This window comes from Pedobacter cryoconitis, assembly GCF_014200595.1.
GTDB classification, from domain to species: Bacteria; Bacteroidota; Bacteroidia; order Sphingobacteriales; family Sphingobacteriaceae; genus Pedobacter; species Pedobacter cryoconitis_C.
In genome coordinates, this window is sequence record NZ_JACHCG010000001.1 from 2539647 (window position 1) to 2554678 (window position 15032).

Below are 15032 nucleotides of genomic sequence, written 5' to 3' on the forward strand. Positions count from 1 at the left end.
TATTTGAACTGGGTTCGAATCCCAGCGGGATCACAGAGAATAGTATTAAAAACAATTAAAGCCTTGCAAATCAAATTATTGCAAGGCTTTTGTTTTTACGGGGTTTACCAAAATATGCATAAAATCGCATATAAAATGTCATTAGGCGATTTGTCTTTATCTTAAAAAAGCTCCCCTAATCTCTACTCCAAGTCTGGACATTTAACCCATGAAATTTTTGCCATCCTTAAAATTTTCACCTCATCCCATTTACACAGTTTTCCGGATACGCCCAAGTCCCTTATTAATTACATTCATTAACCGCTGTCTCAACCCCTCATCACCCTTATCCATCATGCTTATTAACAACTTCTTTTTCTTCAAATATTTTTTAGCATGCTTTTGATCAAACTTTAAAACCCAATCAATATTATCAATCAGGTCGCAATACTTAACAGTCTGCGCAGTAGCACTTATATTCACCAAACGTTCAGCTTCCCGGGCTTTTCGCTCCGGTTTACCCCAATCAGGATAAGCAGTAGCAGTAAAAACATCAGTAAGCTCTTTTACACAATTGGTTATCAAATCCGCATCTATAATTGTATAACCAATACTAATCAAAACTCTGCGGAGCTCTTCTTCACTAACATCAGTATCTTCCAGCAGATCATGGCAAAGGCCAATTTCATAACCAAAAGCAACAGCTGGTTTTGCCATTTCAGCTACGGCAATCAAGTGATCAAAATACGGTTTCTCCGTACGCCTGATCAGTTGCCCGCCGTGCTTAACCCCTACCCAGTCCGCTAATTTCTCAGCAGCTATCATTTGATCTTATCAAGTTTGAAATAACCTAAATGAATTTCGTCTTTTTCCTGCCCTGATGCCGGCGTAATCAAAATATGGTACTTGTCTTTAAATTCATCGGCCAGGATATCTTCTATTTTATAAATATCATCGACGTCTACCCCATATTTTTCATCAATATGTGAACCTGCTCCTTTAACCTTATTATTTTTAAAGAATACAGTTTTCTTGGCATCCTGAATCGCCTGTGTACGTTCATCATGAACACTCAATACCGTATAATGCTGCTCTTCTAATATATCAGGCTGATAACCACCCAGATTAATAAAGAAAAGCTTCTTAGAGGAAATTAAAGAAGCTTCAGTTTTTAAAACAACCTTAACCTGATAGCCGTCTACCATAGTTACTTCGCGCCAGCCATCTAAATGAATGCTCTGACCAGCCTCTGGCCAAAAAGAACGAATCGCTGGTACCAGCTCTTTTAAATTACAACCGATACCAAAAAAGAAATCGTGCTGCTCTACATTTCTTTTTGGTGCTTTAGAGCCTAATAAAATCATGAATAATTTAAGTTCTCCGGATATTTGTTCGTTCATTTTATGCTATTAATTGTTTAATAATTGCAGCCGAAGCTGCCTCACTGAAATCCAGGCCAGAATAATCAGGATTGTAGCCTCCAATATAAGGCACGGCCATGATGTATATACGCTCATTAAGGGCTCCATAAGCATCAACAATCTGAAAATTATCATTAATCGTAATCCCTGAAACTTTCAAATAATAGTCATCATTTTGATCCTGCATTACCTCTTTACCATCGGCCAATGCTTTTTGACCCTCTTGTGATGAACGAAACCTGAGTTTAGCAGGACTAACAGTCTTTCCGCTTAGTAAACTTTTAAAAGGAAAATCTTCAAAAGCAAGATGAGGCTGACCAACACAATCGATATAAGTATTAAAATATACAGAATGCTCCTCTCCCGCCTCGTCAGTGTAATGATACGTAGCGCCACCTTCATCCATAGCTTCAATTTCACTATCATCACCAACAGGAATAAGTTCAAGCACACCTGCCTCATACATCGCTAATATTTCTTCACTGGAACTTTGAGGAATATAAGCAATCACGATGGAAATCAGTGGTGTCAGAGATTTGTGTAAACGCATCATATCTTCTGCTGACAGATACTTAGCAGGATAATTTAAAGCGAAACTTAATACACCCAGCATTTCCTTCCAGTATACGGACTTTTTTCTCAAGATTGATTTTTCAGCTTCGGCATACTCAGCTTTGAGCAGTTGAAAAGGATTAAGCCGTTCTCTTAAATCCATCATTGCGGTAACGAATTCTTCCAGGCTCATATCTTTTATCTTCTCATAAAACTCTGGTTCCTTTTCTTTTATAGGGAGTTTGAAATCCTTTTCAAATATGTAGTCTAATGATAAAAACCCATTATTTGAAGCGATATGTTCAGCAATCTCTTCTGCTGTTAACAGCGAATCGTTAGCTAAATGGGAGTCTTCCAAATGGAATCTAACTGCGGGCAGCATTCCGTTCCGTGTATGTAATACCAATTTAAAATTTGGGCTGTGATCAAGTAATTGATAAAAAAGATTACCATTATTATCCTTGTCAAAGGTTCCATTGTAACGTGCAAGTGTTCTGATCGCATCAACAGCAGTTAAAGACGAACCTTTAATCGCAACCGGATGATCAAGTTTTACAGCCAGTTTAACTGGTGGGTATGGTGAATCAAAATAGCCTGGAACTTTACCTTCATATTTTTTTGGCCAGTTATGCCCCGTGCAAATGATAACGTGATCAAATTTGAATTGTTCCTTATCATTTATCTCTACAACTACCGTCTCCTGATCCGGATAATCGATAATATCTGTGACTGTACTATTATAAAATATCTGATATTCTATGCCATTCTCACTTGCCATCTTTCGTAAAAGATCAAACTGAGAAGTCAAGTACTGACCGAAAAGCAGCCGCGGAAGAACTTTATATTCATTGAAACGTAAGGGATCAATATGAAATTTGTCGAGCGTATCTTTTGGAACAGATTTAATCCAGTCTGCAAGTGAAGTGACTAATAATGGAATCTCATTACTTGATACATTTGTAATATGCTCGTCTAACGCCCCTTCAGTACTATAAGGCATCCCCGCTCCTAATTTGTTCTTCCGCTCAAATATATTAATTACTATATCTGTTCTGCCCGATTCTATCAATCGTTTGAACATGAATAAACCGCTCGGGCCACCGCCGAGAATACCAATTCGTTTTTCCAATTTTTGAAGGCTTAAATAAAGAATATAGCATCAACACCGTTGGCGATTAAATGTTTTATCAGAACCTATTTTAAAGAAATATGAGCCGGATAACAGGATTTTCACAAATCTTTAATTGTTAACATAATTCCTGATCTTTCTTGACATCACTCTTCCGGTCACACCACTAATTACTATATCCAATTAAAAGAATCAATTTATCTCTTTTGTAGCATTATTAGCTATTCTTATCTAATGCAAAAGAAAGAATGACAACCTCCTCCCCCTGCTCAACATCCCAATAGTAGTAAGTATCAGCGGATCGTTAACAAACTGATGGAAGCCGGTGTTGCGGGTGTAAGTTTAACTGTCATCTCGCCAGAAGGCACATGGAATGGTGTTGGCGGCATGGCCGATATCCAAAACAAAATACCGATGTCACCTAACAATACTTTGCGTATTGGCAGTATGACAAAAATGGTAAAGCGTTTTATTTTCCAAATCAAAAAGTGACACTAGTCATCCTGACAAATTATCGTTCTGGCGACCCGAATTCGCAGGTGAAGAAAATACTGAATGCGAAAGAAACATTCAATCTATTGTTTTAACCTTTACAACCCTGGCCCCCACTCAAAGGACTTACTGGCCCCCTTTAGCTATCACACACCTGGCTAACTTTGCTAACACACTCCAATAATAGAGTTTTATTATAAATCATTAGCTATGAAAAAGGTCACATTAATAACTTTACTATTATGCGCAGTATTTATTACAGTACATGCGCAACAAATCTCAAAAGCCATAAACGTTACTAAAACGCCGCCTAAGGTAATTTTCAAACAATTGATCAATACAGAGGATCTAAAAAACCAGGAAGTCACGGTAGTAGTCGTAACAATTGCTCCGGGAGAGGTTTCAAGCCCGCATATACATCCGATCCCTACAGTTGGTTATGTATTGGAAGGAGAAGTAGAAATGAATTTTAATGGTAAAACCCATCGTTTTAAAAAAGGGGAAGCTTTCTATGAAGTTCCCAATGAAACGCATAAAGGAACAAAAAACCTGAGTGCAACAAAAGATGCCAAACTACTGGTATATTTTATCGGCACTAAAGGAAAACCATTTATAGCACCCGCCCGTTAATAATGGCAGCGGCCAAATTATTTTTATCTGGTAATCTGTGCAAGGATATTAACCGCTCCTTCCATCTCCTGCTCAGTTAAAGACGCAAATCCAAAACGCAGGCTGTTGTCATTGAGATCGCCTGCTTTTTGAAAAGTTGTCCCAATCAATAAGAGGCCATTGTGCGCAGCATCAGCAAGCACCTTTCTAACCGGATATTTAGCTTTAAACCGAAGCCAGATAGCCATGCCTCCTTGTGGTTTAGTAAATTCTACAGCATGGCTTAGTTTTCTGGTTAACAAATCACAAATCAGATCGCATCGCTGTGCATACAATTTGTTAGATTTACTGATATGCCGGGTCAGGTCGCCATTGATGATCATCTGCGCAAGCATATATTCCATAAAAGTATCGCCCCTGAGGTCAATAAGCCGCCGCAAGTAAATGGCTTTCTTTACAATATCAGGGGCTGCGATCAAATATCCGACTCTTACAGAGGGTGCAATTAATTTAGTAAACGATCCGATATAAATAATTTTGCCATTGTGGCTGGCACTAGCCAGGGGAAGTATGGGGCTCTTCTTATAATGAAAGTCATAATCGTAGTCGTCCTCTATAACAAAGAAATCATATTGTTCAATCAATTCGAGTAATCTCAGTCTTCGGTTAGCGGACATCGTTACTGTGGTTGGGTGATGGTGATGCGGAACAATATATAAAAGCTTAACAGCCTGTTTTTGTAGAACAATTTCTAAATGATCCACATCAATTCCGTCCTGGTCTACAGGAATGGTAATGATATTCGCTCCGGTATTGGCCATGATCTCTGTGGCAAATAAATAATTAGGATCACTAACAACCACGTTATCTCCGGGTTTCAAAAGTACCGTTGCAGCAATATAAATAGCCATTTGCGCACCACGCGTAATTAAAATATCTGTTTTACTAATATTAAGTCCACGTGTTTGGTTCAGAAAAACGCTCGTTGATTCCCTAAGCAGCTCTAAGCCACCTTCATCACGCATGGCCATCAGCCGTTTTATTATTTTGCTGCGCTCCGGATCCCGGTATAACTCACCTATTTCTTTAAATGGAGCTAACTCAGCGTCCGGAAAACCGTCGTTAACTACAATATCTTCAGTGGTTAACGTTCTTACTTCAGGAATCGCATGGCTTACCTTGCTTTCAGATGCAGCTGGAATAAAATGATTTTTAGGCTGAAATGATCTTGGTTTGATAACAGGCAACACAGGAATTACCCTATAACCTTTTCTGGGTATGGCTTCGATCCATTCCTGAGATAAAAGTTCTTCATAAGCATTGACCACTGTCTTTCTGTTTACATTTAGCAACTCCGCCATTTGTCTGGTCCCAGGAAAATAGGTACCTGGCTGAATAGTCCCCTCTTGTATCAGGCTGATCAGCCTGCTGGTGATCTGCTTGTAAATAGGAAAGCGTTTATTTCTGTCAGGGATGATCAGGTTTTGGAAAGGCAGCATATATAAATAAAGATGATAAAAGTACAATTTTTTTAATTATTCACTGGACCACCTCACTTCAATTGACTGGTCCCCAAAAGTAAATTTGCCTGCTTTAACTTTGCTTTTAAAAAAAGATAAATCATGAAAAATTCTTCAGGGCTTGCCCAATTATTTTTACGCCTCGCCCTTGGTCTTGGCTTTTTATTACCTGTTATGGACAGATTAGGTTGGTTGGGAGCTAACGGTTCGAGTGGTGTTTCCTGGGGTGATTGGAAACATTTTATTGATTATTCTAATACTTTAATGCCCTTCCTGAACAGGCCATTTGCAAATATTATGGGATTGATCGCTACAGTTTCCGAGGCAGTGTTTGGTATCTTCCTGATCATTGGTTTAAAGATTAAATATATCTCTTTAGGTGCCGCAGCGTTGACACTTGGTTTTGGTTTATGCATGGCCATATTTGTAAGGATCGGCGCTCCTTTCGCCTATCCTGTATTTGTTTTCACAGGAGCTGCTCTTGTACTCTCGGGAATTGGTCATTATAAATGGAGTATAGAGAATTTTACAACTGCTAAAAAAGCATAATTCATTAAACTACTTTAATTTTTATTCAATTTTTCACCCGTTCCTTTGCTTAACGGAATGATTGAAATGGTTCAACATCATTAAACAAACAGTTTATGCAAACAATAGAAGAATCAATAGCTCAATATGGCAAAGCCTGGAGCACAAAAGGACTTGAAAACATAAAAATAGCTTTAAAAAATTGCTGGACGCCGGTAAGTACATACGTTGATACACAAAACGATATGATTACGGGCATCGATGATCTTGCCGCTCATATTAACGAATTACATGAGCAAACTCCAGGAAATAAATTACAACAGCTTTCCAAGGTTGATCATCACCATAATAGTGGACGTTTTAGCTGGGAGTTTACGGGTCCGGATGGTAAAAAAATACCAGGCATGGATTTCCTGGAGTTCAACGATCAAAATCAGATCAAAAGCATTGTAGGGTTTTTCGGCCCTTTTACTGATCTTTAAAAATGTCTGTATGGAGGCCGGTCGTATTTAAACATGACCGGCCTCTTTTATTTATTAAATAAATTATCTTTGTAAGGCAATAAGATGCCTAAAAAAAGCAACCATATCCCTGTGAATACACTACCTTCCGGAACAAGGGAAGGAATAATTATTTTCAGAACATCCTGTAATGGCCCCCCCGATGTCAAAGAAGTCGGGCGACCACACCGTGACAATGGTCATCTATTTATTCTACAGGAAAAGGGAACGACACATATTGAAATTGACTTTGAAAAACACAGCATAGAAGAATCATCTGTTATCTATATCAACCCCGATCAAATACATCATTTGATAGGTTTTGAAAATGCAACATTTACCAGCTGGATAATCACCAGTGAAAATCTACAGCAGGAAAACCTGAAATTACTGGCAGACCTCACCCCTGTAAGCGCTTTGATTTTAAACCAGGAGACACTCTCTATCATTTCAGCAACAGCTGCCCTTTGCATACAATTTTCTGAAAGGAAACACGAGAAGCTCTTTAATTCCATCCTGAAAGAAAGTTGTAACACCCTGGTCACTTTAGTTGCATCCCAGTATTTATCTGAAGCTAAAACCACAAATAACTATTCACGTTTCGAGGTGATTACCAAATCATTCAAATCTTCTTTAGCGCATCATTTTATGAAGATAAAAAGCCCAATGGCATATGCTCAACAGCTGAACATATCTACTCCGTATCTGAATGAATGCGTCAAAACTGCAACCGGGCATCCTGTTTCTTATCACATACACCAGCGTATTATACTGGAAGCCAAACGCTTGCTTTACCACTCCAGTAAATCCATAAAAGAGATTGCCGGTGAACTCGGTTATGATGATTATTCTTATTTTACACGGCTATTTGTAAAAACCACAGGGATGACACCTTTAGCTTTTCGGACTAAAAACCTCGAATAGTCCTATACTCACTGCGTATCAGCATTGTTTCCACCTGGCATTGGCTGTTCCTTTGTATCAAATTAAGAAGGTTATAAAAATGGAAGCATCAAAAACAATCAATCTATTACAAAATAAAGAAATAGCAATCGTAGGTGGTGGCCCGGGGGGCTTAACATTAGCCAGGCTTTTACAGCTCAAAGGGGCCAATGTGAAGGTTTATGAACGGGATTGTGGCAAAGAAGCACGCATACAAGGTGCAATCGTTGATTTACACTTTGACTCCGGCTTGAAAGTTATGGAAGAAGCAGATTTGATGGATGCTTTCAAAGCGAATTACATGCCTGGGGCTGACAAGTATCGCATGGTTGACAAAGATGTAAATGTACTCATAGATGAGCATAATCAAAGTTCCGATGCCGGTTTTGGTGACGAACATTTTAGACCAGAGATTGACAGAGGCGCGTTAAGAAATATGTTAATAGATGCGCTTCTTCCAGATACCGTTGCCTGGGATAGTCAGTTTGTAAGCATGGAGCTGGTAAATGAGAGCTGGGAACTTAAGTTCAAAAATGGCACAACAGCTACTGCGGATATTGTAATCGGAGCCGAAGGATACCGCTCAAAAATCCGTCCTTACCTAACAGACATTAAAGCACTGTATTCAGGGGCAACTATTATCCAGGGAGAGATAGATTATCCTGAAAAAGTTTGTCCTGAAATTTATGCATTGGTTAATAAAGCCAATCTTATTGCAATGGATAACGGAAAAACTATTGCTGTGCAGCCAAGAGGTGATGGTGGCCTGACGTTTTATGCTTCATCTCTGTATCCTGAAGACTGGATCAAAAACAGTGGTATTGATTTTAGTGATAGTGAACAAGTATATGCTTACCTGGTTAAATATTATGAAGGTTGGAACCCAATATTTTTCACACTCTTTGAAGCCTGTAAACATTTTGTTCCAAGACCACTGAACTATTTCCCTTTAGACCAAAATTGGGATACAAAACAAAACCTTACACTGATTGGAGATGCAGCTCATTTGATGCCTCCATCAGGTGAAGGGGTTAATACGGCCATGATGGATGCTTTAGATTTAAGCGACTGTCTTACCAGTGGTGAATTTCAAAATGTACAAGCTGCCATTGCAGCCTATGAAAAGCGAATGCGGACAAGAGCTACCCTATTAGGGAAAGAGGCGCTCGAAGGGATAAAAGATTTTGCTTCCCCTTCTGAGGAATCAATTAAGAAGCTTATTGAACAGTTTAGCCAGAATGCAAACCTGTAAAAATTTGAAACCTCTTTCAAGAACTTAGCCAAAAAAAGGGAGTTTTAAGGCTCCCTTTTCTATAATTTTAATTTATAAATATAAAATGGCGCTTTGCCGCTATCTGGTTTACCGGTAAATGCCGTAGTCGTATTGAGTTGGTTAGTGGAGATATATAACCAGCCATCAGCCGCCAGGTACGCATTATCAGGCCATAACAGTTTTTCATTGTCCTGTATCACATGGCTTAGTTTGCCATTGGTATCCAGTTTGGTAATAGCATGCTCTTGCAAATTGGTAAAGTAATGATTACCTGCTGCATCAGTAAGTGCACCATCACTAAATGGTTTGTTACCGGCTTTGGTTATCGCATTACCGATAGTTTGATTATCCTTCCCTTCTCTGAAAAGCTTTGCAGGTACTTTATACCAGATGCTACCGTTCATGGCACCAAAAAACAAAGTTTCTTTATCGGCAGATAATGTAATGGGGTCAATACCAACACGGGCAGGCTTGCCTCCAAAATAAACAACACTTCCGTCAATCACCATATCTTTATCTTCTGCCTGTAAAGATGGATGTCCGCTGAATCTCGTTGCTTTTTTTGTTTTAAGGTTAAGGGCAATGATACTTGGATTGGTAATATCTGCTAAATAAGCCCAGCCATGCTCTTCATCAATCGCTACATCTTGTGCAAAAGTTCCTTTAGGCGCGACATCAGCAGACAGTTCTATCTTTTCAACAACTTTGTTTTTACTGATATCGAAAGCCCAGAGCCTTGTTTTGACTAATTCCAGGCCCATATCTATTACCCACAGCTTATCATGCTTGTCAAAGATCAGCCCCAGCATGGAATCAAATGTAGCGTTACTTGCTTTTTTATTATTTTTCTGATAACCGGCGTTTGGATAAGGAAGTGCTTTTCCATTTACAATTTCAACCAATTGTGTTTTTTGGCTTCCCAGCGGATGGATGGTTGCAAATACCCTTCCCCCGGCAGAAACAGCTACATCACCAGGGCGGACGTCCATAGCAGCTACAGTTTCCAGTTTGGCCTGATTTATTGCTTGTGCAGATAGCCTGTTGGCTATGAAAAATATCGTTGCAAAAAATATCAATTTTAGTTTCATTTTTTCTATTTAATTAAGTTAAATTTTTTCTTCAGTGCAAATATCAACTGATTTACACCCATTAACCTGTATAATTAAGCTATATAATAGTACATTTCAGCTAAACCGCATTACTTCATTGTCACAAAACGTATATTTACAAATCATTAAACAGATACGCAGATGAACAGAGAAGCACTATACGAGCCTTTTGAAATTGTATATAAGAAGCTGGATGAATGCCCTAAAGGTGAACACAAGCACTTATTTTTCGAACTTGTTTATGTTTTATCCGGTACAGGCAAACAGTGTATCAACGGCAATAAATTCAATTACCATGCAGACCACATGTTCCTGATCACACCGGATGATTGCCATTCTTTTGAGATTGAAACAACCACAGAATTTTTCTTTCTGCGGTTTGGCAATGTATACATCCGTTCACAGGACTTTCACACTGATGATATCAAAAGATTGGAATATATTCTGCAAAATGCGAGTCATCAGCCGGGTTGCATTCTCAAAAACATCTCAGATAAGCCTTTGGTTCGTACGCTGATTAGTGCGACAATGGCAGAATACGTCAACCGCGATCTTTACAACAAAGAATTGGTAACTAAAATGGTAGATACCATGATTGTAGTGGTTGCCAGGAATATAGCCAAGTATATGCCCAGTGCGATTAAGGAAGATGCAGAAGAAAAAGCGCTTGAACTTTTAAATTATATTCAAGCCAATATTTACAGCCCGGAAAAGCTGAGAGCAGAAAGTTTAAGCAGTAAATTTGGTGTCTCAGAACATTATTTTGGCAAATATTTTAAGAAACACACCAATGAGACCTTACAGCAATATATCGCCAATCTCAGGATCAGACTGGTAGAAGCACGGTTGCGTTTCAGTGATATGCGCATCAATGAAATAGCTGGTGAACTCGGTTTTACCGACGAAAGCCATCTGAACAAATTTTTCAAATCTCAGAAAGGAGTAAGTCCTAAAGCATTTAGAAATAAGATGAACGAAGCTCAGATTTCTAATTAAGGTAATTTACCGTTTATGGAACAAAATATCAATTTCAAATATAAAAACAAATATTTATCTTTTCCGTTTTTATAACTAAGCCAATTTTTATTTCTAAATTATGACTAAGTCACTTGATGTTCCCGAATCAAATGCAGACGTGATTGCCGCCAGTGAAGTACGTTTAAGAGCATTACTTATCGCTACTTCTGATGTTATCTACAGCATGAGCGCTGACTGGCGGGTGATGAGGGAACTTGATGGACGTGGTTTTTTAAAAGACGCTAAAGAACCTACAATTGATTGGAAATCCAATAATGTCCACCCGGAAGATTTGGATAAAGTAAATGCAGCTATTGATGAAGCCATAAAGGAAAAGAAAATATTTCAGTTGGAGCATCGTGTACTTCGGGTTGATGGTACACCAGGCTGGACGTTCTCAAGAGCAGTCCCTATATTGGATGATCAGGATCAAATTATAGAATGGTTCGGTACAGCAAGTGATATAACCGAACGTAAAAATACTGAAGAGGCCTTAAGGATATCAAGAGTGCTGTCAGACCAGCAGAAAAGAGTGTATGAAACAATTACATCAAACACGCCTGATCTGATGTACGTTTTTGATCTTAATTACCGTTTCACCTATGCGAATAGTGCGCTTCTTTCCATGTGGGGTAAAACCTGGGATACTGCCATTGGTAAAAAATTACTGGAAAATGGATATGAACCATGGCATGCCGAAATGCATGAAAGAGAGATCGATCAGATTATAAAAACCAAACAACCTATCCGGGGAGAAGTATCTTTTCCCCATGCCATTCTGGGCCGCCGGGTATATGACTACATTCTAACACCAGTACTTAATGAGCAAGGTGAGGTAGAAGCTGTAGCAGGCACCACCCGTGACATCACTGAACGTAAACAATGGGAAGAAGCACTTGCTACAGGAGCAGAAGAATTACAAGCCATTAATGAAGAAATGGCGGCTACCAATGAAGAACTGGCAGCTTCTAACGAGGTATTAACCACAACAAATGAAAAGCTCGCTTTGGTCAATCAGGAGCTGCTTATCGCCAAGCAAAAGGTCGAAGAAGCACAAGCTGCCTTTCGATTAGCGGTCAGTGCCGCAAATTTTGGCACCTGGTTTATTCATTCCGTTACCAGAGAATTCATCACCGACGCCCGCTTAAAAGAATTATTTGGTTATTACCCTGAAGAACCGCTCTCCATTGAGCAGGCAACGGCACAGATCACAGAAGAATACCGTGATTATGCTTCATCAACGCTCGAAAATGCTATTTACAATAATGGTGACTATGATATTACCTACCCTGTAATAGGTTTTCATGATCATAAATTACGTTGGCTCCGGGCCATAGGAAACTTGAAAGTAGATCCATCGGGTACATTTTCTGCTTTCACCGGGGTGGTAATGGATATAACAGAACAACATTTAGCCGCAGCAGAAATCAAACATGCAGAAGAAAATCTTCGTATGGCAATCGATGCTGCCGGGCTAGGCACTTATTATATCAATGCCGCAGAACGAATTTTTGTCGTATCAGCTAAGCTAAAGGAGTTCTTTGGCTATTTTCCAGAGGATGAAGTTACTTATGATGCCGCTATTAACCAGATCCACCCAGATTACCGTCAGGAAGTTGTAAACTCAATAGAATCTGCTTTTACAAAAGGTACACGATTCGATATGGAGTATCCGATCATTGGTTATCACGATGGCAAAACACGCTGGGTTAGAGGAATTGGTGAAGTTCAGCACCGAGAAGGCACAAACTATTTTACTGGACTAATTCATGAGATTACGGAGAAAAAATTAGATGAAATCCGTAAAAATGATTTTATAGGGATGGTAAGTCACGAATTAAAAACACCCTTGACTTCGATGAAAGGATATATTCAGTTGCTACTTGTCAAATTGAAAAAACAAGAAGACGATTTCTTTATAGGAGCACTGGAGAAGGCAAATGGTCAGGTCACCAAAATGACCAGCATGATTAATGGGTTTTTAAACTTATCCAGATTGGAATCAGGGAAGATACATATTGACCTTAAAAAGTTTGACCTTGCTCTTTTAGTCAAAGAAGTTGAGCTGGAATTTTTGGCCACTACTTTAGGCCACCAACTTTTATTTGAACCAATTGAATCCAGCTTCGTGAATGCTGATAGAGAAAAGATTGGACAGGTAATCCATAATCTGATTAGCAATGCTATTAAATATTCACCTTCAGGCAGTAGTATCAGTATTGCGTGCTACTCAGCTAATGGACTTGCAAACATCAGTATAAAAGACCATGGCATGGGTATTAAATCAGATGATCTTCCTAAAATATTTGATAGGTATTACCGCGTGGAAGGTAATCACATGTTCTCCATTTCTGGTTTTGGGATCGGTTTATATTTATGTTCTGAAATAATTAACCGGCATGAGGGAAAAATATGGGCAGAAAGCGAATTTGGTAAAGGGTCTACATTTGGTTTCAGTCTGGCTAAAGTATATAATCAATAAATAGATTATGCAGATTTATGCGGATCAATTCCCGGCTTGGCGTAAGCCAGACGCCCAATAGGTTGTGGAAGAAAATACGTATCCAATCCCGCAACTGTCATTGTTTTTGCTTTAACATGATCAACTGTTCCATCATCAGTTATCATCGCATCATCAGCTAATATCTGAACAATTTCTCCAATCAAAATAGTTGTACCATTCAGCTCTACATCAATAATCTCTCTTAACTCCAAGCCAATACGAATAGTCGATTGCTTTACAAAAGGTGCTTTAAAATGATCTGCATACAACTTTTGAAATCCACAGGTATCAAATTCAGATATACCAGCAGCATAAGAAGCACTGGTCTGGTGTGCCTGCATATACCACTCTGGCAATACATTATTCAAAGTATACTGACCTGTTGATTTAATATTGTTGAGGGTATCATTGTGCGCTCTTTCCGGTCGTATAACCAAACCCAAAAGCGGCGGGTTAGCACCGAGATGAAAGACCGAACTAATAATACATAAATTGGTGATACCTTCTTTGCTGATGGTCCCCAGAAGATTCAAAGATTTATATCCAACTAAGCTATTGATCAGGCTTATTCTATATTGTTTTTCCAGTTGATAAATCTGTTCACTCGGAATGCTTATCATATTATATAGTATTGGTTTTGTAACGAATAATAGAGTCAAACATCAATCCGAACTTACGTGCATTGGAAATACGGATTCTTCCTGTCATTACCTTTTCGGCTGGACAGTTTTTAATCTTATTAAACAACTTTTTATAGTATACATAAGCAAGGTAAACGCCATTTCTGGAAGAAGATGGTAATTGCCGGATTCCATTTAGTGCCAATCTGAAATCTTCTTCTATATCATTTTCTATAATTGATTTTTCAAGATTAGAAAAAGTGGCTAAATTCACATTTGGAAAATAATTACGGCTTAATGTATAATAGTCAGCACTTACATCTCTGAGGAAGTTTATCTTTTGAAATGCAGAGCCCAGTTTCATTGCCGAATCCTTTAGCTTTTCATATTGTGTTTTATCCCCTTCAGTAAAGACCTGCAAACACATTAAGCCTACCACCTGAGCAGAGCCGAGAATATATTGATCATACTTTTCAGGTGTATAATATTCTTGCTTCAGATCCATTTCCATACTTTGAATAAATAATTCTATAAGTTGCTTTTCAATATGATATTTGTTCACAACTTGCTGGAAAGAATTCAGTACTGGGTTCAGGCTGATTCCATCTGCAATAGCCTCAAAGCAATCTCTTTTAAATTTTGATAATAAAATGCCTTTATCATATTCATGAAAACTATCTACAATTTCATCTGCTAACCTCACAAAACCATAAATGGAATAAATAGGTTGACGGATCTTTTCATCTAAAAAATAAATACCCAATGAGAAACTTGTACTGTAACGTTTGGTTATCATTTTACTGAACTCGGCCGATAAATTATCAAATATTTCTTTCAT

15 protein-coding genes are annotated in these 15032 nt (G+C 38.6%); 8 read left to right on the forward strand and 7 right to left on the reverse strand.

Annotation, left to right across the window (positions count from 1 at the left end):
• Nucleotides 1-249: 249 nt before the first annotated feature.
• The 3 genes from HDE70_RS10780 to HDE70_RS10790 are packed head-to-tail and all read right to left on the reverse strand — an operon-like array spanning nucleotide 250 to nucleotide 3081.
• Nucleotides 250-804, reverse strand: coding sequence for a hypothetical protein (locus tag HDE70_RS10780; RefSeq protein ID WP_183866873.1), 555 nt, complete (start codon nucleotides 802-804; stop codon nucleotides 250-252).
• A complete protein-coding gene (locus HDE70_RS10785; protein WP_183866872.1) occupies nucleotides 801-1379 on the reverse strand; it encodes a DUF1543 domain-containing protein in 579 nt (192 codons plus the stop codon). Before HDE70_RS10785 ends, HDE70_RS10780 begins: the two co-directional genes overlap by 4 nt.
• A 1-nt stretch (nucleotide 1380) precedes the next feature.
• Entirely contained in the window at nucleotides 1381-3081 is a 1701-nt protein-coding gene (locus HDE70_RS10790) for an FAD/NAD(P)-binding protein (protein WP_260160348.1), read from the reverse strand.
• Between the two features lie 300 nt (nucleotides 3082-3381).
• On the opposite strand from HDE70_RS10790, the gene HDE70_RS10795 reads away from it, so the two are divergent.
• Together HDE70_RS10795 and HDE70_RS10800 are read left to right on the forward strand one after the other, a co-directional pair.
• Nucleotides 3382-3573 carry a serine hydrolase gene (locus HDE70_RS10795; RefSeq protein ID WP_409339005.1) on the forward strand — a complete coding sequence of 64 codons (192 nt, stop codon included), beginning with the start codon at nucleotides 3382-3384 and terminating at the stop codon, nucleotides 3571-3573.
• 210 nt (nucleotides 3574-3783) lie between these two features.
• On the forward strand, nucleotides 3784-4203 hold the full coding sequence (locus HDE70_RS10800; protein WP_183889978.1) for a cupin domain-containing protein: 420 nt from the start codon (nucleotides 3784-3786) through the stop codon (nucleotides 4201-4203).
• Between the two features lie 23 nt (nucleotides 4204-4226).
• On the opposite strand, the gene HDE70_RS10805 is transcribed toward HDE70_RS10800, so the two are convergent.
• A complete protein-coding gene (locus tag HDE70_RS10805) occupies nucleotides 4227-5681 on the reverse strand; it encodes a PLP-dependent aminotransferase family protein (RefSeq protein WP_183889980.1) in 1455 nt (484 codons plus the stop codon).
• 123 nt (nucleotides 5682-5804) lie between these two features.
• Between HDE70_RS10805 and HDE70_RS10810 the strand changes: the two genes are divergently transcribed.
• The 4 genes from HDE70_RS10810 to HDE70_RS10825 all read left to right on the forward strand — a co-directional run bounded on the left by HDE70_RS10810 (nucleotide 5805) and on the right by HDE70_RS10825 (nucleotide 8924).
• A complete protein-coding gene (locus HDE70_RS10810; protein WP_183889982.1) occupies nucleotides 5805-6251 on the forward strand; it encodes a DoxX family protein in 447 nt (148 codons plus the stop codon).
• Nucleotides 6252-6346: 95 nt separating this feature from the next.
• A complete protein-coding gene (locus HDE70_RS10815; RefSeq protein ID WP_183889984.1) occupies nucleotides 6347-6712 on the forward strand; it encodes a nuclear transport factor 2 family protein in 366 nt (121 codons plus the stop codon).
• Nucleotides 6713-6796: 84 nt separating this feature from the next.
• Nucleotides 6797-7654 carry a helix-turn-helix domain-containing protein gene (locus tag HDE70_RS10820; protein ID WP_183889986.1) on the forward strand — a complete coding sequence of 286 codons (858 nt, stop codon included), beginning with the start codon at nucleotides 6797-6799 and terminating at the stop codon, nucleotides 7652-7654.
• A gap of 79 nt (nucleotides 7655-7733) precedes the next feature.
• Nucleotides 7734-8924 carry an FAD-dependent oxidoreductase gene (locus tag HDE70_RS10825; protein WP_183866865.1) on the forward strand — a complete coding sequence of 397 codons (1191 nt, stop codon included), beginning with the start codon at nucleotides 7734-7736 and terminating at the stop codon, nucleotides 8922-8924.
• Between the two features lie 59 nt (nucleotides 8925-8983).
• Here HDE70_RS10825 and HDE70_RS10830 read toward each other — a convergent pair whose 3' ends face one another.
• Nucleotides 8984-10033 carry an L-dopachrome tautomerase-related protein gene (locus HDE70_RS10830; RefSeq protein ID WP_183889988.1) on the reverse strand — a complete coding sequence of 350 codons (1050 nt, stop codon included), beginning with the start codon at nucleotides 10031-10033 and terminating at the stop codon, nucleotides 8984-8986.
• A 162-nt stretch (nucleotides 10034-10195) separates the two neighbouring features.
• Here HDE70_RS10830 and HDE70_RS10835 point away from each other — a divergent pair, with 162 nt between their 5' ends.
• The gene (locus HDE70_RS10835; protein WP_183866863.1) at nucleotides 10196-11050 is read left to right on the forward strand and encodes an AraC family transcriptional regulator; all 855 of its coding nucleotides are present in this window, start codon (nucleotides 10196-10198) and stop codon (nucleotides 11048-11050) included.
• Between the two features lie 100 nt (nucleotides 11051-11150).
• Nucleotides 11151-13553, forward strand: coding sequence for a PAS domain S-box protein (locus HDE70_RS27285; protein WP_260160349.1), 2403 nt, complete (start codon nucleotides 11151-11153; stop codon nucleotides 13551-13553).
• 5 nt (nucleotides 13554-13558) lie between these two features.
• Here HDE70_RS27285 and HDE70_RS10850 read toward each other — a convergent pair whose 3' ends face one another.
• On the reverse strand, nucleotides 13559-14194 hold the full coding sequence (locus tag HDE70_RS10850; protein WP_183889990.1) for a flavin reductase family protein: 636 nt from the start codon (nucleotides 14192-14194) through the stop codon (nucleotides 13559-13561).
• A gap of 1 nt (nucleotide 14195) precedes the next feature.
• A complete protein-coding gene (locus tag HDE70_RS10855; RefSeq protein WP_183866861.1) occupies nucleotides 14196-15032 on the reverse strand; it encodes a phytoene/squalene synthase family protein in 837 nt (278 codons plus the stop codon).

Coding starts and splice junctions, on each gene's coding strand:
- HDE70_RS27285 (WP_260160349.1), top strand. CDS start 11,151: ATGACTAAGTCACTTGATGTTCCCGAATCAAATGCAGACGTGATTGCC.
- HDE70_RS10820 (WP_183889986.1), top strand. CDS start 6,797: ATGCCTAAAAAAAGCAACCATATCCCTGTGAATACACTACCTTCCGGA.
- HDE70_RS10855 (WP_183866861.1), bottom strand. CDS start 15,032: ATGAAAGAAATATTTGATAATTTATCGGCCGAGTTCAGTAAAATGATA.
- HDE70_RS10780 (WP_183866873.1), bottom strand. CDS start 804: ATGATAGCTGCTGAGAAATTAGCGGACTGGGTAGGGGTTAAGCACGGC.
- HDE70_RS10810 (WP_183889982.1), top strand. CDS start 5,805: ATGAAAAATTCTTCAGGGCTTGCCCAATTATTTTTACGCCTCGCCCTT.
- HDE70_RS10825 (WP_183866865.1), top strand. CDS start 7,734: ATGGAAGCATCAAAAACAATCAATCTATTACAAAATAAAGAAATAGCA.
- HDE70_RS10835 (WP_183866863.1), top strand. CDS start 10,196: ATGAACAGAGAAGCACTATACGAGCCTTTTGAAATTGTATATAAGAAG.
- HDE70_RS10830 (WP_183889988.1), bottom strand. CDS start 10,033: ATGAAACTAAAATTGATATTTTTTGCAACGATATTTTTCATAGCCAAC.
- HDE70_RS10850 (WP_183889990.1), bottom strand. CDS start 14,194: ATGATAAGCATTCCGAGTGAACAGATTTATCAACTGGAAAAACAATAT.
- HDE70_RS10815 (WP_183889984.1), top strand. CDS start 6,347: ATGCAAACAATAGAAGAATCAATAGCTCAATATGGCAAAGCCTGGAGC.
- HDE70_RS10800 (WP_183889978.1), top strand. CDS start 3,784: ATGAAAAAGGTCACATTAATAACTTTACTATTATGCGCAGTATTTATT.
- HDE70_RS10785 (WP_183866872.1), bottom strand. CDS start 1,379: ATGAACGAACAAATATCCGGAGAACTTAAATTATTCATGATTTTATTA.
- HDE70_RS10805 (WP_183889980.1), bottom strand. CDS start 5,681: ATGCTGCCTTTCCAAAACCTGATCATCCCTGACAGAAATAAACGCTTT.